Here is a 22,259-nt window from a genome sequence, read left to right on the forward strand (position 1 = left end):
AACTTGTGCGGTTGTGCCGCCTTAGATGCGACCGATTGCGGCACGCATTTGCGTACTCAACAATTTTTAATTGATGGACCAGACAGGCTCAGCACGATCACAGACCCAGAAACGTCAAAAGCCCGGAGAACCGGGCTTTTGACGTTTGGCATTCTTGGTTGCGGGGATAGGATTTGAACCTATGACCTTCGGGTTATGAGCCCGACGAGCTGCCAGACTGCTCCACCCCGCGAAAAAGATTATAAGACAACGGGCACCGCAGTGCAACATGTTTGTCATGTTGGTCCGGCTGATGAAGCTGATAAGCAAAAAAAAACGGCCGCATATCTCGTGGAAGAGGCATGCAGCCGCATCAGGCAGCATGCGTCAAGAACGCTTGATCGTCGCTTAGAAGCCGAACGCGAAACCTGCGCCGCCCGTGGTTTCTTCGCCGGTCGTCGAACCGCCGATTGTCAGGACCATGTTGGTTCCAAAGCGCTTCTGGAAGCCGATCGCGATTGCAGCCTTGTCACGATACACACCCGTGCCCGCAGCAAAACGATTGTCCTTGTCGGCGATTGCTGCCGCGCTGCCCGCCATCATTGCCATCGCGCTGCTCATCGCGCCAACGCTGTTGATGTGGTTGTTCGCGAGCGACAGGCCGCTGTTCATGTCGGAGCGAAGCGCGTCCGTGTAGCCTTTCGCGGACTTCACACCCGTGTTCACGGACTGCTGCATCTGGTTCACGTTGACCGCATCCGTGCCTTCCGTACCGGCTTCGACGTTCGTGATCTGACGTTGTCCGCCTGCTGCTGTGGTTCCTACTGATACGGAATTAGCACGATCTGCTACCGAACCCGCGCCGAGCGCTACCGAATTCTTCGCCGTAGCCGAAGAATTCGCGCCCACAGCGACGGCATTCGCACCGCTCGCCACCGACGAAACGCCGGAAGCGACCGAGTTCGCGCCCGAGGCCACGGCCTTCGCGCCCGATGCCACCGAGTACGTGCCGCTCGATGTCGCCGCTTCCGTGTCACGGCTGCCGTCTGCTGTGAACATCGGGTTGTACGCGCCGTTGGCGAGGTTGGTGACCTGGCCGATCATGTCGTTGATCTGCCCGAGGTTCACGGCGTCCATGCTGCTTGTGCCCGCTGCGACGTTATGCAAGGCCGTACCCGATGCATTGCCATTGCCAAGCGTTGCATTGGCGTAGTCGGGCGTGCCATCGGCGCTGGTGTCGTACTTGATTGCGCTGGCGCCAAGCGCCGTCACGCTGTTCGATACCGCGTTGAGCTGGCCGACGTTGGCGGCATCGGTGGAAGCGGTGCCCGCTGCCACGTTGGTGATCTGACGCTCGCCGCCCGCTGCGCCGACCGACACCGAGTTGTCGCGATCCGCCACCGAGTTAGAGCCGAGCGCAACCGAGTTCTTGCCCGAGGAAACAGCCGCGCCGCCAATCGCCACTGAATTCGCACCGGTAGCCGATGAATCGGCAAGCGTCGAATTGGAGTGGAAGTACTTGATGCCGCCGCCATTGCTGATGTTGTTCGTAAAATCCTGCAGTGCCGCGACGTTCGTGTTCGTGGCGAATAACTGCGAACCGTTCACGGCGTCGGTACTGTCCGCGTTCAGTCCACCGGCCTTGACGTTGGTCAATAGCGTAGGCTTCGTGGCGCCTGCGCCGCCAAGCGTGATCTTCTGGTAGTCCGGCGCACCGTTTGCGTCCGTGTCGTACTTGACCGCGAAGCTGCCGAGCGTGTCGACGTTATTCGAGACAGCCGTCAATTGACCCAGATTGACTGCATCTGTCGAAGCCGTACCCGCTGCCACGTTGGTGATCTGGCGCTCTTTGCCCGCTGCGCCGACTGAAACCGTATTATCGCGATCCGCCACCGAGTTAGAACCGAGTGCGACCGAGTTCTTGCCCGAGGACAACGCCGCGCCGCCGATGGCCACCGAATCCGTGCCTGTCGCCGATGAATCTGCAAGCGTCGAGTTCGCGTGGAAGTACTTGATGCCGCCGCCGTTGTTGATGTTCGTCTCGAACGTTTCGAGCGAGCCTACGCGCTGATTGGTCGAATACAACTGCGAGCCGTTGATGGCGTCCGTGCTGGTCGAACTGAGGTCGCCAATTTTCAGGTTCGTCAGTTTGGTTGGATTTGCGGCACCGACGCCACCGAGCGTAACCTGCGACTTGTCGGCCGTGTCATACGCGACCTTGTTGGAAAGTTCCGAATCGATCTTGGAAATTGCATCGCCTACGGTCCCGGCCTGTGCGCCTGCAACGGTATAGGTCGGCGCCTGAACCGTGCCATCGGCGTTCACTTTCGCTCCTCCGCCAAGCAGGGCGGTCACGCTCTGAAGCTGCGTCACGTTGACTGCGTCGTACGCTTGGGTACCGGCTGCAACGTTGACGATCCTTCTTTGCTTGGTGGAACTGCCGACCGAAACGGTGTTATCCAGATCGGCTACCGAGTTGGCACCCAGTGCGACTGAGTTAGCACCCGTCGCTGTCGCACGATAGCCCAGCGCAGAAGCCAGTTTGCCGTCTGCAATAGTGCTGAAGCCTACGGCTGTTGCTGAACCGTAAGCTCCGGTACCTGTGGCCTGCGCGAGTGTTCCGATCGCGACATCGCCGTTTGACGCGGCCGTTGCAGAGGTGCCGAGCGCCAGTGTTTGCATGGAGCTAGCCTCGGCGTGCGTCCCGATAGCGATCGCCGATCCAGATGAATCACTGCTTCCCGTCGCGCTTGAATAGGAGCCGATCGAAATGTCGCCGTTGCTGTTTGCCGCTGCCTCACCGCCGATTGCGACTGACTCCGTTCCCACGGCGGTCGAATCTTCCAGTGTCGAGTTGACGTGGAAGTACTTATTCGTTCCGGACGCAGCGGAAAGAGCAGTCAAGGCGTCGCCTACGTTGTCGTAACTTTTTGCGCCGATGGTGTAGCTCGGTGCGGTCATTGCGCCCTTGCTATCCAAGGCAGCCTTGCCTCCGAGCGCCGTGACAAGCGGAGACAATTGCCCCAGATTGACAGCGTCGGTACTCGACGTGCCTGCTGCGACGTTGATGATTTTTCCCGACGATACGTTGACGCCATTCGTCGAGCGCAGTGTCAGATCAGTGCCCGATACTGTAGTGCCGGAAGCGTCGATCACGACTCCGTTCGTTCCTCCCGGTCCGCTGCCGTAAAACAAACCGGACGACAAGTTTCCAGCCCAAACGCCGCCTTCACTTGTTCCGTTAAGAGAGGTGAGGTAGGCGAGACGGCTTCCAGAAACAGCTGTGAAGCCTGAACTCCAGGCTTCACAGGGTTGCATGTTGGATCCAGCTCTTGAACAGGTGTCGACACCATTGTCCTCACTACCCAGATAGGGCGCGTTTTGTGCCAGGACGCTGATTGGCGACAGCATCCCCACAGTTGCTCCCAAGGCGGCCGAAGCGGACGCGACCTTTACCGCCAATTTTTTCGCTGAGGACTTGCCGCGAGCTGGACTATTTTCCGAAGCCGCCACCCAAGCGCCAATCGATTCGTTCCAGACGGACTTATAAACCTTGTTCATTTTGCATTCCTGCGTAGAGTTGATCCGTGTCCAAGACACGAGCACGCAAACGAAATCGTTCGTTGCGTGTCGGGATCAGCGCCGGTATCGAGTCCGAATGGACCCGCCAATGGCTTTGTGGACAAAGCTTTGAACTCTACTGAGCCGGACGAAATGCTCGAATGAGTATTGTCCTAATTCAGCAGGCGGTGCAATTTAAACAACACGTTGGCATGCAGCATTAACCAGATATATCGATTAACTCAAAGAAAATTAAGAGCTATTGAGGTATTGGCTGAATCTTCAAAACTGATTGGTCAAATGATGTACTCGTCGTCGACGTGCATTTGAATGACGTACATACACAAGCCTGCTATTGAAGTCGTGTCACAATTTATGCATTCGACTCGTTCTATTCACACTTGCATACGGAAACATCGTCTATGGATATTCTTAAAGACCTGCAAACCATCGCGCACCAGGAAAAAACCCTCGTCTTTCTGCACTTCGATTTCAACCGCGCATGGCAGCTTGGCTCTCAACTTCGCGAGATGGCGGTGGCGCGAGGCTTGGCAATGGTGATCGACGTACGCACCTTCGGGCAGCCGCTGTTTTTTTGCGCACTCGATGGCGCCACACCCGACAACGTCCGCTGGGCGCAGCGCAAGGCGCGCACGGTCGAGCATTTTCGCGTGAGTTCGTATGCAATTGGCCTGGGGCTTCAACAGGCATCCGCAACACTCGCCGATAAATACTCACTCCCCGCCGCTGAATTCGCTTCCCACGGCGGTGCGTTTCCACTGACTGTGCAAGGCGCAGGCGTGATAGGCGTAGTGACGGTGTCGGGCTTGCCGCAACGAAAGGATCATGAGTTCGTGGTCGAAGCGTTATGCGCCGTGCTCGGGCACGATGCAGGCACGCTCGCGCTTGCATCGGACAAGGTGTAAGCGATGCGAACTTCCGCATACGCGCTGCTCGCCATCGCGATTGTTGCCGAGGTCGTGGCGACATCGGCCTTGCGGGCGTCGGAGGGCTTCTCGCGGCTGGTGCCGGCTGTGATCGTGGTGATCGGCTACGGCATCTCGTTCTACTTGCTCTCGCTCACGCTCAAGTCACTGCCGGTCGGCATTGTGTACGCCGTCTGGTCAGGGGCGGGCATCGTGCTGATCACGCTGGTTGCAGCGCTCCTGTTCAAGCAGATCCCCGATCTGCCCGCCGTGCTCGGCATGAGCCTGATCGTGGCGGGCGTGATCGTGTTGAACGTGTTTTCAAAGGTCAGTCCGCATTAGCGATTGCTGGCGGCGGACGCCGGGATTCAATTGCAGCGAACGACCATCGACCGATTTTTTACATTTGCCGATATCACGTTCGTAATGCCGCCGCCCGTTGGACCGCCTTCCTCGTTGTCCTTCGATACGATCGTGTAGCCGGTCGCACCGCACTTGTCGCCGGCCATGACGTAGCAGCTTGCCCACGTGGTGCTGGCGTCGGCGCCGCTGCAGTTGATCGCGTAGCCGGACTGGCCGTCGGGCAGATGGATCAGCGAAGCATCGTTGGACGATGCACAGCCGCCAAGACTCAACAGGCACGCGGTCGAAAGTGCCGCGCCCACGCTCTGCAGCGCGCGAACAATGGATTTGTCGGGCGGCATGCGCCATGCAAATTGCTTCATTCTCTTCCTTTGGTTGCCAAGCACCGGATTGTGCTCCGGGCATGTTCGTGCCGCATTTTCCCACAAGCGCACAGCCGCTGGAAAAAGCACTGTTCTTGATGCACATCAACAACGCCTGAATGGCTGGCGCGGGCCTTGCGGTAATCGTTGACAGGCTTTTAGCGCCGGTAATCAATTGATCGTTTTATCGTCCCCAACGTTCGCGCAATACCGGAAGAAAATGCAACCGGATGCAACGAACACGAACTAATTGCGGGTTGGCAGACCTTACGGTCCATGTACATCGAATAAACGTTCCATAAAACTACGAGAGGACAACCATGGCAGAACGCGTTACAGGCCCGTATCGCGGGTATTACATCAGTGCGGCTGCACGTCTTACGCCCGCGCCCGGACAAAGTGATAATCAACCGGCGCTGCCCATTTATGTCGGCACCGTCAATGTCGCGCAGGGCGGCCCGGACAACGTGCACCGGTTCGAAACCATGGTCGATCTGGGCGGGAAACAACGCTTTGCGACAGAAGACGAGGCACTCAGCCAGGTCGAAGATGCAGCGCGCGCCTACATCGACAGATTGTTGCAAAATACCTGATGCGCACGCTCAACATCCGTCACCCGGCGATGCGCTGCGTGGCCGATGCGCTGCTCGACCTGTTTCCGAGCGGCGCGGATATCAGCGAGATTGGCACGGACGCGAAGCCCTGCCTTTTTGTGAGCTGGCGTACGAGCGGCACGGCCGGGCAGCCGGGCAATATCGCCTGGGGCGTGCACTACCGCTTTGAAGCCGACGCGCTGAGCCTTTTCGATCTCGCGAGCGAGCCCGCCCAACAGCGGTTTTGCGAGCACGTGAGGGACATGAGCCGGCATCTGAAGTTCGACTACGCCGATCGTGATGCGGTCTCGCTGAAGATTGTCGATGTGCCGGCCGAGATGGTTCGCGATTGCATGAATACGGCATAGGGCCAGCCGAAGCCGTCCGCTGCGATTCATGTCAAAGTTCTTCTGTTTTTTGCGTCCGAGGCAATCATGAACATCCAGTTTCCGGCAGACGCGCCCGCGTATCGCGATGCGAATCTCACCGTGGTCTTTCCTGCATTGGTCGACGGCGAGCGCGTGCCGTGCGCGATCTCGGTTGAAGCACTGGAGGATCATTTCGGCGTGGAGAGTTGCGATAGCAACGGCTGGATTCGCGCATTCCATGCCGCTCGTCCGAAAATCGAAGCGGTGGCGCGGGAACACTTATCGGTTACGCGAGGTGCGCCCGTGCTTTTGAAAAGCGGTCATTTTCCTCCGGGCGCCGTTTCGTACTAAACAGCGTTCAGGTTTCAATTGACTTGACGGTCACCTGGCGGAAAATGCGCTGATGGCCAGTCAAAAACCACATTCGTCCGATCAACCGCTGCTTCGCAGCCATATCCTTGACGCCGCTCGCGCAATCGTAGTGCGCCAGGGTTTTGACGCGCTCTCCATGCGCAAACTCGCGGAGGTTGTCGGCTATTCGCCCGCTTCGCTTTATCTGCATTTTGCTGGACGCGATGCGATTGCTCACGCGCTTGGTGCAGAGGGTTATGCCAGGTTGCTCGCCGCGCTGCATTCCTGCGACTCGATTGCCGACGAGCTGGACCGCGTGAAGTCGATGGCGCATGGTTATGTTGAATTTGGGCGTACGCATCCGGCAGTGTACCGGCTGATTTTCATGCAGAATTGCGCTTACACCGTGGCGATATTCGGCGACACGGCAATATCCGCTGAAACGCCGCTTTCGGTTTTCGCGAAGGCGCTTGCGCCGTTCAATCTGTCGCCGGCTGCCGCTGAAACCTTGTGGACGGCATTGCATGGCATTGTGTCGCTGAGTTTGACTGCGGCGAAATATCTTTCCACGCCGACTGACGCGCTTATTGATTCAACGCTTGAACTTTGTCTGTCTGGCGTCGGAAAAAAGCCGGTGCGGTCATCAGGCTCACGCGCCGTTTGACCCCTGTGGCCATACTTTCCAGTTCCCTTTGAAATCATCGAACCCGTATTGCACATGAACGAGACCATCGACGAAATACATATTGAACGCGCGCGGGGCATTGGTTTTATTGCGCTGGACCGGCCGAAGGCGCTCAACGCGCTTTCCACGCCGATGATCCATGCCATTCATGGCGCGCTTGACGCCTGGCGCGACGACGAATCGGTGCACGCCGTGGTTATTTATAGTCGGCATGGCAGAGCGTTTTGCGCGGGTGGCGATGTCCGGTTTCTGTATCAGTCGGCGAAGGCCGGCGAGCGCGAAGCCATCGATGAATTTTTCACCGATGAATACCAATTGAATCACGCGATCTTTACGTATCCGAAGCCGTATATCGCGTTGCTCAACGGCGTGGTAATGGGCGGCGGAATGGGCATTTCACAAGGCGCGCGCCATACGGGCGGTCTGCGCGTGGTGACGGGCTCGACCAGGATGGCGATGCCGGAGACGCGTATCGGCTTGTTTCCGGATGTTGGCGTGAGCTGGTTTCTCGCACGCACGCCTGGCGCAATTGGGCGTTATCTCGCGGCGACGGGCGCGACCATCGACGCAGCGGATGCCCTCTACGCCCATCTCGCCGATGTCTACATGGACGAAGATGCGCTCGCCGCGCTAGTCGATACGCTCAAGCAGCAGAGTTTCGCGTCGGGCGGGGAGGTCGTACGGTTTATCGAGGGAGAAGGGCGGCCTGACGCAGGCGGGGAAAGTGAGCTTGCGCGCAATCGCGCGTATATCGACAAGCATTTTGCATCGGGCAACGGCGCGGCGTGTCTGAAGTCGCTCGAGAGCGCCACAAGCGGCGCCGAGCACGAATGGGCGGCGCATGTGGCGGCCGAGTTGCGCGAGCGCTCGCCGCTGTCCATCGATGTATCGCTGGAATTGATCGATCGGGCAAAAACGTCGACCATGGCCGAGACGCTTCGGCGCGACCTCGGGCTCACGCGTGCGACGTTTCATCATGGCGACGTGATGGAAGGCATCCGGGCGCGCATTGTCGACAAGGACAATCAGCCGAAGTGGAAGGTGACGCACGTGGAACACGTAACGCCCGAGGCGGTGCTGCGGATGTTCGAGAGCCCCTGGGCCGAAGTGGGGCATCCGCTTGGCCATCTTGCGGATTAATCCGCGTCGCTGCCGGCCGTGAAGGCGCGCATGAAGACGAGCGCGCCCCAGCCCCACATTGCATTCGACGCAAATCCGAGCGCGAGGCGCGGCAGCATGTTGCCGCTTGGCCAGATGCCGCGCACCGGATCGAGCACGAACACGCTCGCCGCAGTAAGCACGATCCCGCCGAACACCAGCGCGCCGATCCACGGTGCGGAGCGGTCTGGCGCAACACGCAGCAGCCACGCCATCAGAATGCCGAAAGATCCGCTCCACAATGCCGCCACGATGAATTCCGGAATGCCCAGCGGCAAAAACGGGGCCGTGGAATAACCGGCGGCATCGATTACGCCAGCCGCATGCAATAGCGCAATTGTCGATTCACGAAAGAACAGGGCGGCGAGAAAGCCCGCGACGAACGGCAAAATGACTTTTTGCATTAAAAACACCGCTTGGGACGCGAGCCGCGGCCGCGCCGATTTTTTGGAGTGGCGTCATTATAGGGGCGGGCATGCCGCGTTATGGTGCAATCAGCGGCGGCTTTGCCGCAGATGCAACGCGACGGTGTTTGTCGCTACTTTGCGATGGCGTCGCTGGCCGGATTGTTGTGCAGCATCCGGTCGCTATTGGCGGGCAACGCCGGGCGCTTGGTCGGCATGTTGTCCGGGTTGCTGGGGCGCGCCCCGCCTGCGCCTGGAGCGTCGGACGTGGCAGGTGGCGGCTTGACCATGGACGCGGAGTCGGCGGGTTTTGCGCTCTGAGCTTGCACACAGGTAGCGCCGGCGAGAAGTGTTGCCGCAACCAACGCAGCGCCAGATGATTTTCTAAGGATACTGGAATTCATAGGTATCTCCGGGGCGGCGTGCATGCCGAACGTGCTGTGCAGAGCGCTTCCATTTGCTTTTGTGACAGCACCGACCGCAGAAGATTCGAGGTATTTGTCGATGGAACATACCGCGCTGCAGTTCTCAGTCGCATTCCGGGTGTTACGGTAAAATTACGCATTCGGCGCAAATATCGCGCCTCACATCCCGAATGCAGCAGTTTTCATGTCGACAGCATCAAAATTCAGCCCGCGCCGGGTTTCGGTGGCCCCGATGATGGATTGGACGGACAGGCATTGCCGTTCGCTCCATCGCATGATTTCCCGCCACGCGTGGCTTTACACCGAGATGGTCACGACCGGTGCCTTGCTGCACGGCGACGTTGCGCGGCATCTCGCGTTCACGCCCGGCGAAGCGCCCGTCGCCTTGCAGCTGGGCGGCAGCGAACCGGCCGACCTCGCCCATAGCGCGAAGCTCGGCGAGCAATGGGGCTACGACGAGATCAACCTGAACTGCGGTTGTCCTTCCGAGCGCGTCCAGCGCGGTGCGTTCGGCGCGTGCCTGATGAATGAACCGCAACTTGTCGCCGATTGCGTGAAGGCGATGCGCGACGCTGTACAGATTCCAGTCACGGTGAAACATCGGATCGGCGTGGATGCCGTAGAAGACTACGCGTTCGTGCGTGACTTCGTCGGTACCGTGGCCGATGCCGGTTGTGAAGTGTTTATCGTCCACGCACGCAACGCGATTTTGAAGGGCTTGAGCCCGAAAGAAAACCGCGAGATTCCACCGTTGAAGTACGAGTACGCGTATCAGTTGAAGCGCGATTTTCCGCATCTGGAAATATCGATTAACGGTGGCATCAAGACGCTCGATGAGGTGGAAGAACATCTCAAGCACGTCGATGGCGTCATGCTCGGCCGCGAGGCTTATCACAATCCATACGTGCTGGCGGGTGTGGATGCGCGTTTTTACGGGGCGTCTACAACCGTTCTTTCCCGGGAAGAGATCGAGGCCGGATTGATCGAATATGCGCGCGAGGAAGTGGCGCGCGGAACCTATCTCGGCGGTATCACGCGCCACGCGCTCGGCTTGTATCGCGGTGTGGCGGGTGCGCGTGGCTGGCGTCGTGTGTTGTCGGATAGCCGCAGACTTGCCACCGGCGATCTGGCCATTTTCGACGAAGCGCGCACGCATCTACGTGAATCGATCGAAATGGTCGAATAAGGACTAGGCAAACCGAATCTTTGTTCGTATAATCTCGTTTCTCGATTCAGCAAGCAGGTTTTGTTGCGGTAGAGAAGAAGTAAGTCAGTGGTGGCTGTAGCTCAGTTGGTAGAGTCCAGGATTGTGATTCCTGTTGTCGTGGGTTCGAGCCCCATCAGCCACCCCAAAGAATTGTTATACGCAGCAAGCATTTACAAGCGGACACTGGTGATATTCACAGTGTCCGTTTTTCATTGAAATTCCACAAAATGGAATTTTCTCGTCACAGTCCCTTGCGATTGACCGTCTTGTTTCGGTCGTAAATCCGCGCGGTGGTCGCTGGATTCGCGTGCAAATCGGGGAGGGTGCCGCGCTCCGATTTGTGCTGCGTGACGTAGTACGCGCGCAAATCGTGGAACGTGAAGCGCCGGCTGATTACCTTCTGCTCCAGCGCCTCGTTCATCAGCTTTCCCCAACTCGCTTTGAACCCGCTGCTGGTGTACGCGTTGCCGAATCGGTTGCGAAAAACGTATAAGCAATCCTTCTCGGTTCGTAAAACTTGCAATCGGTCCAGCAACTCGGCAAGCCGCGGCGTGATTTCGATTTGCTCAATCACTTCGCCACGTTTCTTGCCGCGCTGCTTCGCGCGCTTAATTCGTATCGTTGCTTCGGCTCGGTCGATCTGCGGCCATGCGAGGTCGAGGAACTCCACCTTCCGATTGCCCGCCACCGCTGCGTATTCTGCCGCCATGCCGATGACTGCCTTCTGGCCGCCCTTGGCTGACAGCCAAACCGAAAACGCCTCGAATTCTTTCGGGTCAGGCGCTTCGCTGCGCGGCTGTTCCTCATTCCGGCGAACTTCGCGACATGGGTTGTGTTTCGCCTCGCCGCGCTCGATCGCCAGGCCGATCAGGTTCGATAGCAGCGCGACCTCGCGGTTGGCGCGAACCGGCGCGTCGGCGCGAGCCTTGCGCAGGTAGCGCGCAATGTCTGGCGCCTCAATGTCGGCCGCCCTGGCGTTTTTGAAGAACTTGAGCAGCATGAGGCTGCACTGCGTGTAATCGGTCCGCGTGTCGGCGGCGTATCGCTTCCACTGGCTCGTTTCTTGAAACTGCTCCCACAGCTTCCCGATTGTGCCAAGGTCGCCGCTCACGCCGATCATGTCCAGCACCTTGCGCACAGCAACGGTCTTGTCCATCCCCAGGCTGATCGGCTTGCCGCCTACAGGGTGATACCGATAGCTGATTCCCTTCTTCCGCTTGATTGCCTCCATGCGAGGCAATAAGCCGTCCCGGTGCTTCATGCTGGTTCCCAATTGATATTGGCCTTGCGGCGTGCCTCTTCGGGCTTGTGATACTGCTCCCACGTCAACAGCGGATGGCCGTCGATCTTGCGCGGGCATTTAATGCCGAGGTTCGTTTCGATCCAGCGGATCTGCGCGGCGCCTTGCTTCAGGCCGCCCGTCAGATCAATCAGATCTTGAACTGTCATCACGCCGGATTTCATGCTTCACCCCAAGATAAATAGCTGCGATTCGTAGCAGTTCGGTTATGTGCTGCGTCATTCGTCGGCCGCCCTACCGCAATAGTGCGCATACTGACTCGGCGTGAGCTTTAGGTAATCATCCGGTTCGCCTTTGAGCGTGATCGTGACGGGGCCGTTGCGCATGTCGCCGGTCATGGTCCCGTCAAGCTCGCGACGCTCCGGGCCACTGAGATTGCGCCACTTTGCGATGTCGTAGTAACCGACCAACAAACCGCGCGGCGCACCGCGCTCTGGCCGCCCAACGGCAATGCCCCGGCGCTCACACCATTCCTCAGCAGCGCGGCATGCTTCAAACTCGCGCTCGCCTTCGAATACCATTTTCATCCCAACCCCCTAATCGCCAAGACTGCTTGTATGTGCGTTACTTCAATTCTTTCTCAGCTTCAGCCAGAGCCGCATTAAGTTCGGTCATAGCCTCGTGCGTGCCGCCTTTGTCCGGATGTGCGCTGCTCGCCAGTCGCCGGTATGCCGCGCGGACTATCTCCATGTTCCGCTCGCCAGAATAAAGCCCCAAGATTTCGCGCCACGTGCGCACGGCGCTCGGCGATGGAAGAGCGGTGAATCCTGTAAAGGCCGCCTTCATCATGTCGCCAGTGCCCCAGCGTGCGATACCGCGCAACGCGTCGATGGTCTTCACGATCGCTTGCATGTTGTGCTCGACGCGGTCCCAGCGGTCACAGGCGAAGCTCATCGGCTGGCCGTCATAAGTGAAGTAGACGGCGACGCCTTCATCCTCGATCTTGCGAAAGCTGGCGTAGGGCAAGCCGTCCTGACGCAGCGGAATGTTCGTGGAGATCACGAGATTCCGGCCGCCAAGACGCCGCACTTCGGCTATCAGTTCATCGCGCGCCACGGCGAACGTTGACTCAAATCGCGCGCGTGATCGGCGATGGCTCTCTGTTCGCTTTCGACCTGTCGGCCATTGAAGCGGATATGCAGTTACGGTCATAAATCTCCCTCTCCCCGCGTAGAGCGGGATACTCGCTATCACGCGAAGTCGTCATCGAACGTGCAGCGGACCTTCTTTTGCTTGCCGCACTTGGAGCACTCGACCACATCCCAATCGCCGCCGTCACACGCAACGCAGCGCGCCTCGCCGCATCGCTCGATTCCTTTGTTGCACAATTCCGGGCGCTCTTCGGGCCAGAGCGAGAACCCGCCGACGACTCGTTCCATCATGGCCTCACCTCATCGCTTACTGGTTTCTGTGGCGGTGCTGACTTCAGGCATTGCAACGCTTGCCGAAGGAAAGTGCACATCGCCTCGGCAGAGTAAAGGCCGTCCGTTTCGATATTGCTGATCAAGCTTGAAAGTATCTCGCAGCACTCCTCGATCTCTTCTGCTTTCTCATCGCCACTCACCAATTCACACTGCACGCTACGTCCCGCCAAAACATAATCTCGAATCAGCTTCATGCACCTTGCGTCTTCTTGTGCAGTAACGCCCGTCAACCACGATTCGTGCAACGGGGAGCACATCCGGTTCAACGCAGCCATAACATCGGGCGGCACGCTTACCGCATCCCGCACGCTCTGCGCATCGGATTGCGGGGCTTGAGGCTCGCCGAAGCGTTCGAAGAACTCCTTGCCCATTGCAATACGATCACGCTCTTTCTCAGGCGTATTCATGTAATCGTGGTGACGTTGCGCTGCACCGATTACCGTAGACCATTTCACCCCAACACCAAATCGACCGTTACCAACTTGAGCGGGCTTATCGAGACGCGCCTCGATATGGTCTGCATCCTTTTGCGGGGGTTGGGGTGCGGCGGCAAGCATGGCTACCCATACTTGATGTTGAGCATCTCCGAGCGAAGACCATAGCTTCCACGCTGCGAGCTTCATGGCGTCGTCAGCACGCTTCGGAACCAATTGCCATCCTTCAGGAATCGCCACTGGCACGCTATGGTCCACTGGCGTGGCGCTAAACGATTCCGGATTTGCGCTGATCCAGTTGAGCTTATCGATTGCCGATTGAATCAATGCAGCTACATTTTCTTTATCGGCCAACGGTGACTTGGCGGTGTGGAGCTTTCCAATTGCTTCCTCGATAGCGCATTGTCCCGGCGATAGTTCTGGATCATTTTGATCGCCAGTCCTAGGCACGCTTCTATCCCGTCCAGCAGCGTCATCAACGCCTCGCGGTCCTTTTGTATCATCGCTCACCTTCATATGGGCATACCCTTGCTTGTCAATGTGGCTGAGCTTTTGCGTTAGATTTTCCGGAATGGAAAGCTCAGCAATAACCGCATCCAGTTTGAGAGAAGCGCGTTTTTCACCCTTTGCATACAGACGGAAAGATGAGTTGTTCAAAATCATCAACTGCTTGTCTGTCAAGGAGAGGCTATGGTCCGCTGGCGTGGCGCGTTCGTTGGCGGGCATGCTGTCGTAAAGCACATCCCAGAGGGTGCGGATTGCGTAGATACTCATCTTCGGCAACTTCGCGTCATCAAGCGCCTTTGCCTGATATAAGGCCCATGCCTTGTCATGGAAATGGGCTCTGTCCATACCGTTTGTCAGCTTCATCATTCACTCCGTTGCGCTTATACAACCGCATTTCTTACACTGGCCGTGCACGTAGTTATGGTTGCAGGGCGCTTGGTCCGCTGGCGTGGCGCGGGCGGCAATTGCGCGACGAGTTTTTAACGATTGGCATTCGCTTGCGCATCCATGCAATTCTGCTTTGCACTCTGTTTTGCATTGCAACGGGCACTCAGTCATTTCCATCTCCCTTCGGGGCGATTCGGATTTTTGCCTTGGGGTCGCAAATTGCTGCCCTGTACCCATTTTCGCTAATTTCAATCCAGCCGTTTCCAGGAACAAGCTGTTCGTATTTGTACTCATTGGTCTTCTTCGGCGCGCTGGCAGCGATAGCCGCATCGATTGCGTCTGAAACGGTCGCCATGGGACCGAGCCACGTTCGATCGTAGAAATCGCCGTACTCCACGTGCTCAGGGTGATCCAATAACCACCGATACCGCTGCGCATCTACCGCATCAGCACTTGCCGTGTCGCGAGTGGCAGCTTGCAGGATGGCGCACGACATCGCTATGTGGTTGCCTACGTGGTCCGGGCCTTCACCGATAAACGACAGGAGATGCGCAGCACAAGTGCGGACAATGGGCGCAACGTCATCGAAGTCGGCGATTCCAGATACATGGCTATGTCCGATGGTCAACACGTCTTCATTGTTGACATTCACAGTCACCGCCCAGCTATCAATTTTTTGTTCGGTCATGGTGGTCCTTATGCGTCTATGGCTTTAACGGCTTCTGGGCCGTGCAGCGCGTCATATACAACTCGCGGGATTCCGCCAAGGTTTGCAAACACGTGCGCGCAAACTTCCTCTTTCATACACATCGGCGTTCCATCGGTTCCGTGACATGCACCGCTCACCATAAAACCGTTGAAGCACGCATCACCACGCAATGCGGAACAAGCTTTTCGTTCAGTCATTTCCCACTCCGTCTAATTTGCACATCGCCCACCCGCATCGTGACGGGCAATCCTGATCGCTTGTTCACCAGTTCCATGACAGCGGTAAGCAACGCGTAGATCAAAACGTCTGTCGGCACGGCTGCTGCCAGGAACGCATAGAGCGCTTTGATCGCGGCGCGCGCGTATGCATCTAGGAACACCCGAACATCTCCGTCATGTTGATGACCGTCAGATCTCTATTGAACACAGCGCCAGTGTCGATAAACAGGACGTTGCCGAGGCTGGTCATGCGCTGCATGGGCGTGTGACCGACGACCAGCGCAAAGACGCCTTCGACTCCATCATCGCGCTCGTGCGAGGCGCGGTCGCGGCTCGACATCGCCATGTTCCCGATCGCCTCAATCTGCGAACCGTCGGCAACTGCCGCGCGGAAGTCATCCCACGTTGCGTGCGGGCAATCGGCGTGGACTATGCCGACAAGGCCGCCAGGCAGATCAACCTCGATACCGAGAGGCATAGCTGAGAATGCATCGGCGTATTGCTGGCGCACATGCGGTGGGTTCGTGATGTTCCAGCCACCGCCGTTGGCGTTGTAGTTGTGCACATCTTGTAAGCCGTTCGCCCAGTCGATCGCCATCTGTTCGTGATTGCCGCGCACTGCGTGAAACCACGGTTTGGCTAGGAACTCGAGTGCGCGATCGGATTCCGTGCCGCGGTCAACCAGATCACCAACACTGAACATGCGGTCGGTCGCCGGGTTGAATTCGACTTCAGCCATCTTCGCCTCGAGCTTGGCGAAACAGCCGTGGATGTCGCCGACCGCAAAGTCGCGTCCTTCGGTGTTCAGGTTGAAATGCTTCAGCATCACATGCCTCAAAGATAGGGTGTGCCGCCAGTAGTGCGCGGCATGGGGTGGGAGATCAGGCGGCTTCGGATTCTGGGAATGCGATCTTCAGAACGTCTGAGCCATCGCCGCGCATGCTCATGACACAGCCCCACGCCGGCGTTTCGCCTTCAACGATGAAAAGAACCTTGCTGTAGGCCTCATCACCCGGGCGCTCGGATTTTTTGCTGTAAAACGACACGCCGACATACGACCGAATCTTTTTCCCGCCTACGGCTTTCGCAGCGGCAATCGTGGCGTCGGCGATATAGTTGACGTTGAACGTGCCGGAGATGCCTTCAATCCACGATTCGCGCTCACCGAGAATGGTCTTCACGTCTGGGTAGTTGCCCACGACTCGGTAGTCGGTCCACTGCAAATAGATCGGCAGCTCATCGCCGTTCAAAATGGCAAGTTTCTTCGGCTCAAATTCGGTCTTAACGTACTTGCCTTTCTTCAGCGCCGCGCGTGCCGACTCATCAAGCCCAATCACCATTGTTTCGACGTCAATCGCATCGCGATCGTGAACCTGCAAGACGCGGTGACCGTCACATCCAGTGATCGCAGCGCCGCCGTTCGGATGCGGTTCGACGTGAACGCCCTGGAGGTAATAACGAACGTCGCTCTTGGCGGCGAATGAATACGCGAGGCGCACGGCATTTGCAGATAAACGCATGATTTTTCCTCAGTGGTTAGCGCGCGATGCAGCCGCGGCGCGGTTGATCAGTTAGGCCTTGGTGAACTTATGGTTGTCGTCCAAGCGATAGGCGACGTTCGCTTCGATGCCGTCTTCGCCGACATAACCGATCACTGTGCGATAGCGATCGTTCTTGTCGTCATACCAACGAACCCGAATTTCGCCTCTGTAGCCGGCCGTGGCCGTGCCTCTGTCGCCGGCCGTGGCCGTGCCAAGGGCGCCGGCCGTGGCCGTGCCGCTGTAGCCGGCCGTGGCCGTGCCTCTGTCGCCGGCCGTGGCCGTGCCAAGGGCGCCGGCCGTGGCCGTGCCTCTGTCGCCGGCCGTGGCCGTGCCAAGGGCGCCGGCCGTGGCCGTGCCGCTGTAGCCGGCCGTGGCCGTGCCGCTGTAGCCGGCCGTGGCCGTGCCGCTGTAGCCGGCCGTGGCCGTGCCTCTGTCGCCGGCCGTGGCCGTGCCAAGGGCGCCGACGATTACGGTCTGCTGGTTACCAACGGTCAGTTGCGCGCCAATCACTGCAACATCACGAGCACGCGGCTCATTCGCGAGAAGAAAATCCGTTGCGTCCTTTTTATCGCCAACAAACAAGACCTTCCCGCGCGGAAATTTGCATTTACCTCCAAGCATCACGATCGAATCCGACTCGACCTCGACTACTAGCCATTTCGATGTGCTGTCGAGATAGCTGCTGCAACCATGATCGCCATGACCGAAGAGCCATCCATGCAAACCGTGGCCGCATTCTTTGTCATTGCGCCAATCAGGCGCTTCAGCGACCTCTCCGACTTGCGGCCAGACGAAGTTGTTTTGCGATGACATGTCGGCGGCGCACGTGCGGAGCACGAGACTTGTCGGTTTTGATTTGGCTTTGGTCATTTCGATTCCGATTAAATAATTGGGGCGTTTAGTTGCCTGCTACACGCGTGCTCGCGGGCTGGTCGTCGGTTCGTGATACGAACGCTGCAGGCTTGCGCTTGCAGTCGAAACCCGCGTCGCGCATGGCGTTGTAGACCTCGGGAGTCAGTTGGCAACGCACGCCGATTGCAGCGCGGACAAGCGCGTCGTGATTGACGGGATCAACCGTCGCCTGACGCGTGAGCTCGGCGGCCGCAACTTCAAGCACGCACGTTGCGCTGTCTTTGCTCGAACCACCGCCAGCGCTGAAACCTGCGAAGGCGATGCCGCCCTGGGTCGTGCTCGAGCAATTCATCTGGCTGAAGGAGGACGCATAAGCACCGAGAATCGGCGCGGACACATTTCGCACGGTTTCCGACAGATGCTGATCGGCAGGCGACGTGCTGAAGTTGATCTGCCCTTGGGCAACGGACTGCGATTGGCTTGACTGCTGCGCGGAAGACGTCGAATCAGCTTGCGCATGGCCGACAACTCCGAATAAGATGGCAACTGCCGTGATGCTGTGTTTCATGGTGACGCTCCTCGCAGCGTGGGTTGTATGGGCCCTTACGTGTTCCTAGGCACGTAAGGGCTTTTCGTTTAGAAGCTGTAAGAACCGGCGACGTTGCTGTAGCCGTAGCCCGAAACGTCCGTGCCGGCGCCAGCCTTCGTGCTGCCGTACCCACCACCAGAGACGTAACCCGTCGACACCGAGTTCGCGCCGGATTGCGTATAGCTGCCCGATACGCTGCCTGCGCCAATTGCCGGACCCGTTGAGAAACCACCGAGAGCAGTGCCGCCAGCGGCCAAGCCGTAGCCTTGCGAGAACGACGACTGCGCCGAATAGCCGGAATCGTTCACGCCGCTTGATGCCGTCGAACCGCCAGTCGTGCTGGACGACGAGCCAAAACCGCCCGAGATGCCAAACGAGTCAGCCGCCTGGGCGTGACCGACAAACACGACTGCGAATGCTGCTACTGCAATTGCTTTGCGAAACATGTTGGAACTCCTCGAATAATTAGTTAGATACGATCTCGTCAGCGGCGTCTCTAACGCCGGACCGCCGAAGCGGTTTCGATCTTCACTGCCCCGACGCAATCCGGTCAGTCCAGGCATCGCGCTGTTCCGCTTCGCGCCGTGCTTTGTGGCCGCCGTCATCAATCGCTGCGCCGTAGATAAACAAAATCACCGCAGTCGCTGCAAATGCCCAAGCAAGTAGTACTAAATGAATGATATTCATGATGGTGAGCTTTTTCGGGTTCAGCGGTTAGCGAGCGGCCCGAACGTGCAACTCGGGGGTGTAGTGGCCGTCGTACTGCGGGTGGCCGAGCCACTTCGTTCCCAGCGTGGCAAGCCACTTCTGGCGCTTTCCTTCGTTGCGAGCCTGGAGGCGTTCTTCCGCAGTGAGCGTGTCCGGCCAGTTTTTCAAGTCTTCATTCTTGCGCGGCGTGTCCATCACAAAATCCCTCCCAGTTTTGCCACGATTACCGTTGTCAGCATCGCAACCACCGACAAGACGAGAACTGCGCTATAGATTGCTTGCGCGGCGTTGTATTCCGTTTCACTCACTGCGCGGTTCATTCCGTATCTTCCAGACCTTGAACCATCTGTTTGATTGCGTCTGGACTAACGCCGGCACCATCTCTAGAGACTGCATCAAACATGCCGACGGGCGCGCTAGCCAAATTACCTGCCGCCGCGAAAGCTGCCAGTTCATCCTCAAACCGAGCGAGCGACAGTCGATTTACTACGTTATCAATCGTCTGAGTTGCTTTGTGTAGCGCTGTGGATGCATCACAGAGCGCTATGATCAGTTCTGAATTTTTCACGCTATCCCCCCGAGAGCTTCCATCGCTGCTTTCGCGCCAGGCAATTGCTTGCCGACATCCTCAATGCGTTTTTCCAGCCGGCTTTGCGCTTTGTCCGTAGCTATCTCTGCAAGCACGCCGAACATCGAGAGAGCAGCGTTGTGTTTGGTCTGCTTTTCCTTCGGCAGCGCGTCGTAATCGACACAAATCAGCTTTCGAGCTGTGCGTTTTGCGTGGCGCCGTGCATGCTCACGTGCTTTGTCGCTAAGGTCGACGATGTCTGAATCGTTAAGGCGCTTGAGCCCAGAGCCGCGAATCGTTGAAAACACCATCCGGAACTCGCGTTGCACCACGTGCCGCGCGGATTGCAGCGCACCGCTGGCAGCGCTTTGTACGTCTCGACCGATTATTTGCGAAAGCGTTTCGTAACTCACTGTGTTTCCGACCACCGCCTTACGAAGTTCTGCGACGAGTGCGGCGCTATCCGCACTAAGCTTGAAATCAGGTTGATTGCTCATTTCGTTCCTTTAGGTGAATCCTCGTCTTGCATCGCCGCGCCAGGTCTCATCCGGTCTTGCCACACCGTGCCGAGCCGGGAGCCGCCTAAAAAATCATTTCCACTTCAGGCCTTCAACCTTGAACCGCCCATAAAACCCGTTGTTACGCGGCCGGAACCGGCCAAGTCCAATGAATGCTCCTGCCTGCTCAAGAATGTGCCGAAATACGTCTTCGGTCACCGTTTCGTCTAGCACGTGAAACGTCACGTCGCCACCCCACTGGTGGATCACGGGGAAACACTTCTCGACGCGCTTTCCAGACCCGCGCACGCCATCCGCAGGAACAAACAACCATTCGCCCGCAACGTCCTCTTTTTTGATGTTGAGCTGCAGGGCGTCCGTTACCAAAACGCCGGCCTCAATGTGTTTCGTGAAAGTGGCCTTTCCCTTGCCAGGAATTTGAATCGAGAGAAACTTTGCCGCTTCGCTCAGGCAGTTCTTGAACGACATCGGCGGAATGAACACCGTGCCATCTTCGCCAGCGTGGAGGCGGTCGCGCCAGGTGCGCGCCTCGTAGTCCTTCGCCAGTTCTTTCGGAAGCTTTTCCGTGCTGTAGTGCTTCGATTGCGAGTAGGGCGATACACCCTTGATTGTTGCAATTGCTGTTTTCATGCGTCAGTACTCCGAATTGGTTAAAAATCTTGCGTTGCCTCGCTCAGCCATGCCAAGACCCGTGCTGCCGAGCCCAACCAGGATGGGCCAAACCGATTCTTGTCAAGTCACGCCGTATCCGGCCGAGTGCTATTTGCACCGATTAGGCTTTTGCCTAATCCCTACAAACAGCCCTTGTCTTGTCTTGCCGCGCCGCGCCTAGCCATGCCGAAACCAGCCCGACCCTGCCCGTCCTAACGGTGTTAGCGCTATTCGCACCGCTTTGGCTCGAAGCCAAAGCCCTACGAACAAACCGTTGCCTCGCTTTGCCATGCGCAATCCAGTCTAGCCATGCCCCACCTAGCCAAGCCAAGTCGTGCGCCGCCGTGTTTGCGATTTGCACCGCTATAAGCCCTACGACCCATAGCCCTGCAAACAATCCATGTCATGTTTTGCGCAGTCACGATTATTTCTGGCTCGCCTTAGGATGTTCCGGCACGCCTTACTGTGCATCCCGTTGTTTGGTTCTCGGCGGTGTCCGTCAGTGCATGAGACGAATATTAGTGAACACTAAACCTTTAGTCAAGCGAAAACTAAACTTCGTTCTGACGAAATTTGTAACAGCCTTGGTTTTAGCGTGGAATGGTTGAAAAAAAAGCCCGCGAGGTGCGGGCGTGATCTAGCGGGGCGTTACTTAAGCGTCACTGTAAGCCGTCGAGGCCCGCTTTAAAATTCACCGCCATGCGCGAGGCGGCCGAGTTTGTCCACACGTCCACAATTGTCGAATCTGGCGTCCGGCAGTCTGCTCCCATGTGCGCAATGAGGTATGGATCGGTCGTTACGCCGTTCGCATCAGTCACGATTCCACGATCGACAGTACCCACGACGTATGCGAAGGCAGTTGCAGTAGCGTTGTTTTCCGCCTGAATAAGACCGTCCGACGCGGCATGTCCTGGCGGTTGATCGCAGGTCGGTATAGGTGTCAGGATGAACGTCTGCTTTGCCGCGAGATCCTGTTGGAAGATGAAGGTCGTTAGGTCGGATTGGAATTGCTCGAGCGCGGCAACCTGTTTTGGATCATCCCGGCTGGTCACCATATCGTCGAGTTGGAAGTTCACCACGGCATAGCCAGTCGGCTTAACCGTCAGTTGGTCGTTGGTCGGACGCACGCCACCATTCACACTCATGACCAGGTCGTGCAGGGCGGTTGCGGACATCGTGACTGGTGTCACGGCCGCCGTAACGCCTTGTGCGGCGAGCGCTTGCGTCAGCGTGGTTACTGTTTCGGAGGCGCCGGCGTCGGATGCTGCGGCAGCTACGGCCGCTTTGGCCGTCGCACCGCCGCTGGCTTGCGGCATGGGCGCACCATAGTATTGGATCGACATTACGGGCGCCGCTTTCGCGGGGCCGTCGCCGCCACCGCCGCACGCAGCCAGTGACAAAGCCGCCAAGAGCGGAAGGAGTGTTTTTTTCATTCTGATGGTCCCCGGAAAGGTTTTGTAATTCAGCTTTC

Annotated in this window: 34 protein-coding genes, 2 tRNA genes and 1 pseudogene; 10 read left to right on the top strand and 27 right to left on the bottom strand. The window is 57.9% G+C overall.

Annotated features, from left to right (window positions below; translation table 11 throughout):
* Positions 1 to 155: 155 nt before the first annotated feature.
* From ACRWA7_RS23330 to ACRWA7_RS23340, 3 genes and pseudogenes are all read right to left on the bottom strand, one after another.
* Positions 156 to 232, bottom strand: a tRNA-Met gene (locus ACRWA7_RS23330).
* A gap of 155 nt (positions 233 to 387) precedes the next feature.
* Positions 388 to 3,135 (bottom strand): YadA family autotransporter adhesin, encoded by a 2,748-nt coding sequence (locus ACRWA7_RS23335; protein ID WP_438396760.1) that lies wholly within the window; start codon positions 3,133 to 3,135, stop codon positions 388 to 390.
* 276 nt (positions 3,136 to 3,411) lie between these two features.
* Positions 3,412 to 3,540 (bottom strand): annotated as a pseudogene (locus tag ACRWA7_RS23340) (ESPR domain-containing protein); the annotation flags it as partial.
* A 422-nt stretch (positions 3,541 to 3,962) separates the two neighbouring features.
* On the opposite strand from ACRWA7_RS23340, the gene ACRWA7_RS23345 reads away from it, so the two are divergent.
* Positions 3,963 to 4,466: a heme-degrading domain-containing protein gene (locus ACRWA7_RS23345; RefSeq protein ID WP_438396369.1), complete on the top strand. Its 504-nt coding sequence runs from the start codon at positions 3,963 to 3,965 to the stop codon at positions 4,464 to 4,466.
* 3 nt (positions 4,467 to 4,469) lie between these two features.
* The gene (locus ACRWA7_RS23350; RefSeq protein ID WP_060857123.1) at positions 4,470 to 4,808 is read left to right on the top strand and encodes a DMT family transporter; all 339 of its coding nucleotides are present in this window, start codon (positions 4,470 to 4,472) and stop codon (positions 4,806 to 4,808) included.
* A gap of 26 nt (positions 4,809 to 4,834) precedes the next feature.
* On the opposite strand, the gene ACRWA7_RS23355 is transcribed toward ACRWA7_RS23350, so the two are convergent.
* Positions 4,835 to 5,191, bottom strand: coding sequence for a hypothetical protein (locus ACRWA7_RS23355; RefSeq protein WP_060857124.1), 357 nt, complete (start codon positions 5,189 to 5,191; stop codon positions 4,835 to 4,837).
* Here ACRWA7_RS23355 and ACRWA7_RS23360 point away from each other — a divergent pair.
* From ACRWA7_RS23360 to ACRWA7_RS23385, 6 genes are all read left to right on the top strand, one after another.
* Complete coding sequence (locus ACRWA7_RS23360; protein ID WP_438396370.1) at positions 5,176 to 5,310, top strand: hypothetical protein; 135 nt, start codon at positions 5,176 to 5,178, stop codon at positions 5,308 to 5,310. The two genes, ACRWA7_RS23355 and ACRWA7_RS23360, sit on opposite strands and share 16 nt — an antisense overlap.
* A gap of 201 nt (positions 5,311 to 5,511) precedes the next feature.
* Positions 5,512 to 5,784 (top strand): hypothetical protein, encoded by a 273-nt coding sequence (locus ACRWA7_RS23365; protein ID WP_438396372.1) that lies wholly within the window; start codon positions 5,512 to 5,514, stop codon positions 5,782 to 5,784.
* The gene (locus ACRWA7_RS23370; RefSeq protein ID WP_438396373.1) at positions 5,784 to 6,152 is read left to right on the top strand and encodes a hypothetical protein; all 369 of its coding nucleotides are present in this window, start codon (positions 5,784 to 5,786) and stop codon (positions 6,150 to 6,152) included. The genes ACRWA7_RS23365 and ACRWA7_RS23370 overlap by 1 nt, the downstream gene beginning before the upstream one ends.
* Before the next feature lie 66 nt (positions 6,153 to 6,218).
* The gene (locus ACRWA7_RS23375) at positions 6,219 to 6,503 is read left to right on the top strand and encodes a DUF1488 domain-containing protein (protein WP_060857127.1); all 285 of its coding nucleotides are present in this window, start codon (positions 6,219 to 6,221) and stop codon (positions 6,501 to 6,503) included.
* Positions 6,504 to 6,555: 52 nt separating this feature from the next.
* A complete protein-coding gene (locus ACRWA7_RS23380; RefSeq protein ID WP_438396374.1) occupies positions 6,556 to 7,167 on the top strand; it encodes a TetR/AcrR family transcriptional regulator in 612 nt (203 codons plus the stop codon).
* 54 nt (positions 7,168 to 7,221) lie between these two features.
* A complete protein-coding gene (locus tag ACRWA7_RS23385; RefSeq protein ID WP_438396376.1) occupies positions 7,222 to 8,328 on the top strand; it encodes an enoyl-CoA hydratase/isomerase family protein in 1,107 nt (368 codons plus the stop codon).
* Here ACRWA7_RS23385 and ACRWA7_RS23390 read toward each other — a convergent pair.
* Together ACRWA7_RS23390 and ACRWA7_RS23395 are read right to left on the bottom strand one after the other, a co-directional pair.
* Positions 8,325 to 8,750: a hypothetical protein gene (locus ACRWA7_RS23390; protein WP_438396377.1), complete on the bottom strand. Its 426-nt coding sequence runs from the start codon at positions 8,748 to 8,750 to the stop codon at positions 8,325 to 8,327. The two genes, ACRWA7_RS23385 and ACRWA7_RS23390, sit on opposite strands and share 4 nt — an antisense overlap.
* Before the next feature lie 134 nt (positions 8,751 to 8,884).
* The gene (locus tag ACRWA7_RS23395) at positions 8,885 to 9,154 is read right to left on the bottom strand and encodes a hypothetical protein (RefSeq protein ID WP_438396379.1); all 270 of its coding nucleotides are present in this window, start codon (positions 9,152 to 9,154) and stop codon (positions 8,885 to 8,887) included.
* Between the two features lie 205 nt (positions 9,155 to 9,359).
* Here ACRWA7_RS23395 and dusA point away from each other — a divergent pair, with 205 nt between their 5' ends.
* Both dusA and ACRWA7_RS23405 read left to right on the top strand, forming a co-directional pair.
* On the top strand, positions 9,360 to 10,361 hold the full coding sequence (gene dusA, locus ACRWA7_RS23400; protein WP_438396380.1) for a tRNA dihydrouridine(20/20a) synthase DusA: 1,002 nt from the start codon (positions 9,360 to 9,362) through the stop codon (positions 10,359 to 10,361).
* Between the two features lie 90 nt (positions 10,362 to 10,451).
* Positions 10,452 to 10,527, top strand: a tRNA-His gene (locus ACRWA7_RS23405).
* Between the two features lie 96 nt (positions 10,528 to 10,623).
* Here ACRWA7_RS23405 and ACRWA7_RS23410 read toward each other — a convergent pair.
* From ACRWA7_RS23410 to ACRWA7_RS23510, 21 genes are all read right to left on the bottom strand, one after another.
* Positions 10,624 to 11,643 (bottom strand): tyrosine-type recombinase/integrase, encoded by a 1,020-nt coding sequence (locus ACRWA7_RS23410; protein WP_438396382.1) that lies wholly within the window; start codon positions 11,641 to 11,643, stop codon positions 10,624 to 10,626.
* A complete protein-coding gene (locus ACRWA7_RS23415) occupies positions 11,640 to 11,846 on the bottom strand; it encodes a DUF4224 domain-containing protein (protein ID WP_438396383.1) in 207 nt (68 codons plus the stop codon). The genes ACRWA7_RS23410 and ACRWA7_RS23415 overlap by 4 nt, the downstream gene beginning before the upstream one ends.
* A gap of 54 nt (positions 11,847 to 11,900) precedes the next feature.
* Positions 11,901 to 12,209 (bottom strand): hypothetical protein, encoded by a 309-nt coding sequence (locus ACRWA7_RS23420; protein WP_438396385.1) that lies wholly within the window; start codon positions 12,207 to 12,209, stop codon positions 11,901 to 11,903.
* A gap of 37 nt (positions 12,210 to 12,246) precedes the next feature.
* The gene (locus ACRWA7_RS23425; protein WP_438396387.1) at positions 12,247 to 12,738 is read right to left on the bottom strand and encodes a hypothetical protein; all 492 of its coding nucleotides are present in this window, start codon (positions 12,736 to 12,738) and stop codon (positions 12,247 to 12,249) included.
* 134 nt (positions 12,739 to 12,872) lie between these two features.
* Positions 12,873 to 13,064, bottom strand: a complete 192-nt coding sequence (locus ACRWA7_RS23430; RefSeq protein WP_438396389.1) for a hypothetical protein — start codon at positions 13,062 to 13,064, stop codon at positions 12,873 to 12,875.
* Positions 13,061 to 14,410: a hypothetical protein gene (locus ACRWA7_RS23435; protein WP_438396390.1), complete on the bottom strand. Its 1,350-nt coding sequence runs from the start codon at positions 14,408 to 14,410 to the stop codon at positions 13,061 to 13,063. The genes ACRWA7_RS23430 and ACRWA7_RS23435 overlap by 4 nt, the downstream gene beginning before the upstream one ends.
* 187 nt (positions 14,411 to 14,597) lie before the next feature.
* Positions 14,598 to 15,122 carry a hypothetical protein gene (locus tag ACRWA7_RS23440; RefSeq protein ID WP_438396392.1) on the bottom strand — a complete coding sequence of 175 codons (525 nt, stop codon included), beginning with the start codon at positions 15,120 to 15,122 and terminating at the stop codon, positions 14,598 to 14,600.
* An 8-nt stretch (positions 15,123 to 15,130) separates the two neighbouring features.
* Entirely contained in the window at positions 15,131 to 15,340 is a 210-nt protein-coding gene (locus tag ACRWA7_RS23445) for a hypothetical protein (RefSeq protein WP_438396393.1), read from the bottom strand.
* A complete protein-coding gene (locus tag ACRWA7_RS23450; RefSeq protein WP_438396394.1) occupies positions 15,337 to 15,522 on the bottom strand; it encodes a hypothetical protein in 186 nt (61 codons plus the stop codon). Before ACRWA7_RS23450 ends, ACRWA7_RS23445 begins: the two co-directional genes overlap by 4 nt.
* Complete coding sequence (locus ACRWA7_RS23455; protein WP_438396396.1) at positions 15,513 to 16,187, bottom strand: metallophosphoesterase; 675 nt, start codon at positions 16,185 to 16,187, stop codon at positions 15,513 to 15,515. Before ACRWA7_RS23455 ends, ACRWA7_RS23450 begins: the two co-directional genes overlap by 10 nt.
* Positions 16,188 to 16,242: 55 nt before the next feature.
* On the bottom strand, positions 16,243 to 16,881 hold the full coding sequence (locus ACRWA7_RS23460) for a hypothetical protein (protein ID WP_438396398.1): 639 nt from the start codon (positions 16,879 to 16,881) through the stop codon (positions 16,243 to 16,245).
* 51 nt (positions 16,882 to 16,932) lie between these two features.
* Complete coding sequence (locus tag ACRWA7_RS23465; RefSeq protein ID WP_438396400.1) at positions 16,933 to 17,772, bottom strand: DUF7666 domain-containing protein; 840 nt, start codon at positions 17,770 to 17,772, stop codon at positions 16,933 to 16,935.
* A gap of 28 nt (positions 17,773 to 17,800) precedes the next feature.
* Entirely contained in the window at positions 17,801 to 18,322 is a 522-nt protein-coding gene (locus ACRWA7_RS23470) for a hypothetical protein (protein WP_438396401.1), read from the bottom strand.
* A gap of 68 nt (positions 18,323 to 18,390) precedes the next feature.
* On the bottom strand, positions 18,391 to 18,789 hold the full coding sequence (locus tag ACRWA7_RS23475) for a hypothetical protein (RefSeq protein WP_438396403.1): 399 nt from the start codon (positions 18,787 to 18,789) through the stop codon (positions 18,391 to 18,393).
* A gap of 82 nt (positions 18,790 to 18,871) precedes the next feature.
* Positions 18,872 to 19,030: a hypothetical protein gene (locus ACRWA7_RS23480; protein ID WP_438396404.1), complete on the bottom strand. Its 159-nt coding sequence runs from the start codon at positions 19,028 to 19,030 to the stop codon at positions 18,872 to 18,874.
* Positions 19,031 to 19,057: 27 nt separating this feature from the next.
* A complete protein-coding gene (locus ACRWA7_RS23485; protein ID WP_438396405.1) occupies positions 19,058 to 19,249 on the bottom strand; it encodes a hypothetical protein in 192 nt (63 codons plus the stop codon).
* Positions 19,246 to 19,371, bottom strand: coding sequence for a hypothetical protein (locus ACRWA7_RS23490; RefSeq protein WP_438396407.1), 126 nt, complete (start codon positions 19,369 to 19,371; stop codon positions 19,246 to 19,248). Before ACRWA7_RS23490 ends, ACRWA7_RS23485 begins: the two co-directional genes overlap by 4 nt.
* Positions 19,368 to 19,619, bottom strand: coding sequence for a hypothetical protein (locus ACRWA7_RS23495; RefSeq protein ID WP_438396408.1), 252 nt, complete (start codon positions 19,617 to 19,619; stop codon positions 19,368 to 19,370). Before ACRWA7_RS23495 ends, ACRWA7_RS23490 begins: the two co-directional genes overlap by 4 nt.
* The gene (locus tag ACRWA7_RS23500; protein WP_438396410.1) at positions 19,616 to 20,116 is read right to left on the bottom strand and encodes a hypothetical protein; all 501 of its coding nucleotides are present in this window, start codon (positions 20,114 to 20,116) and stop codon (positions 19,616 to 19,618) included. The genes ACRWA7_RS23495 and ACRWA7_RS23500 overlap by 4 nt, the downstream gene beginning before the upstream one ends.
* A 93-nt stretch (positions 20,117 to 20,209) precedes the next feature.
* Complete coding sequence (locus tag ACRWA7_RS23505; RefSeq protein WP_438396411.1) at positions 20,210 to 20,767, bottom strand: hypothetical protein; 558 nt, start codon at positions 20,765 to 20,767, stop codon at positions 20,210 to 20,212.
* 680 nt (positions 20,768 to 21,447) lie between these two features.
* The gene (locus ACRWA7_RS23510) at positions 21,448 to 22,221 is read right to left on the bottom strand and encodes a hypothetical protein (protein WP_438396413.1); all 774 of its coding nucleotides are present in this window, start codon (positions 22,219 to 22,221) and stop codon (positions 21,448 to 21,450) included.
* Positions 22,222 to 22,259 lie beyond the last annotated feature (38 nt).

This window comes from Caballeronia sp. DA-9 (assembly GCF_051615025.1).
Taxonomy (GTDB): domain Bacteria; phylum Pseudomonadota; class Gammaproteobacteria; order Burkholderiales; family Burkholderiaceae; genus Caballeronia; species Caballeronia sordidicola.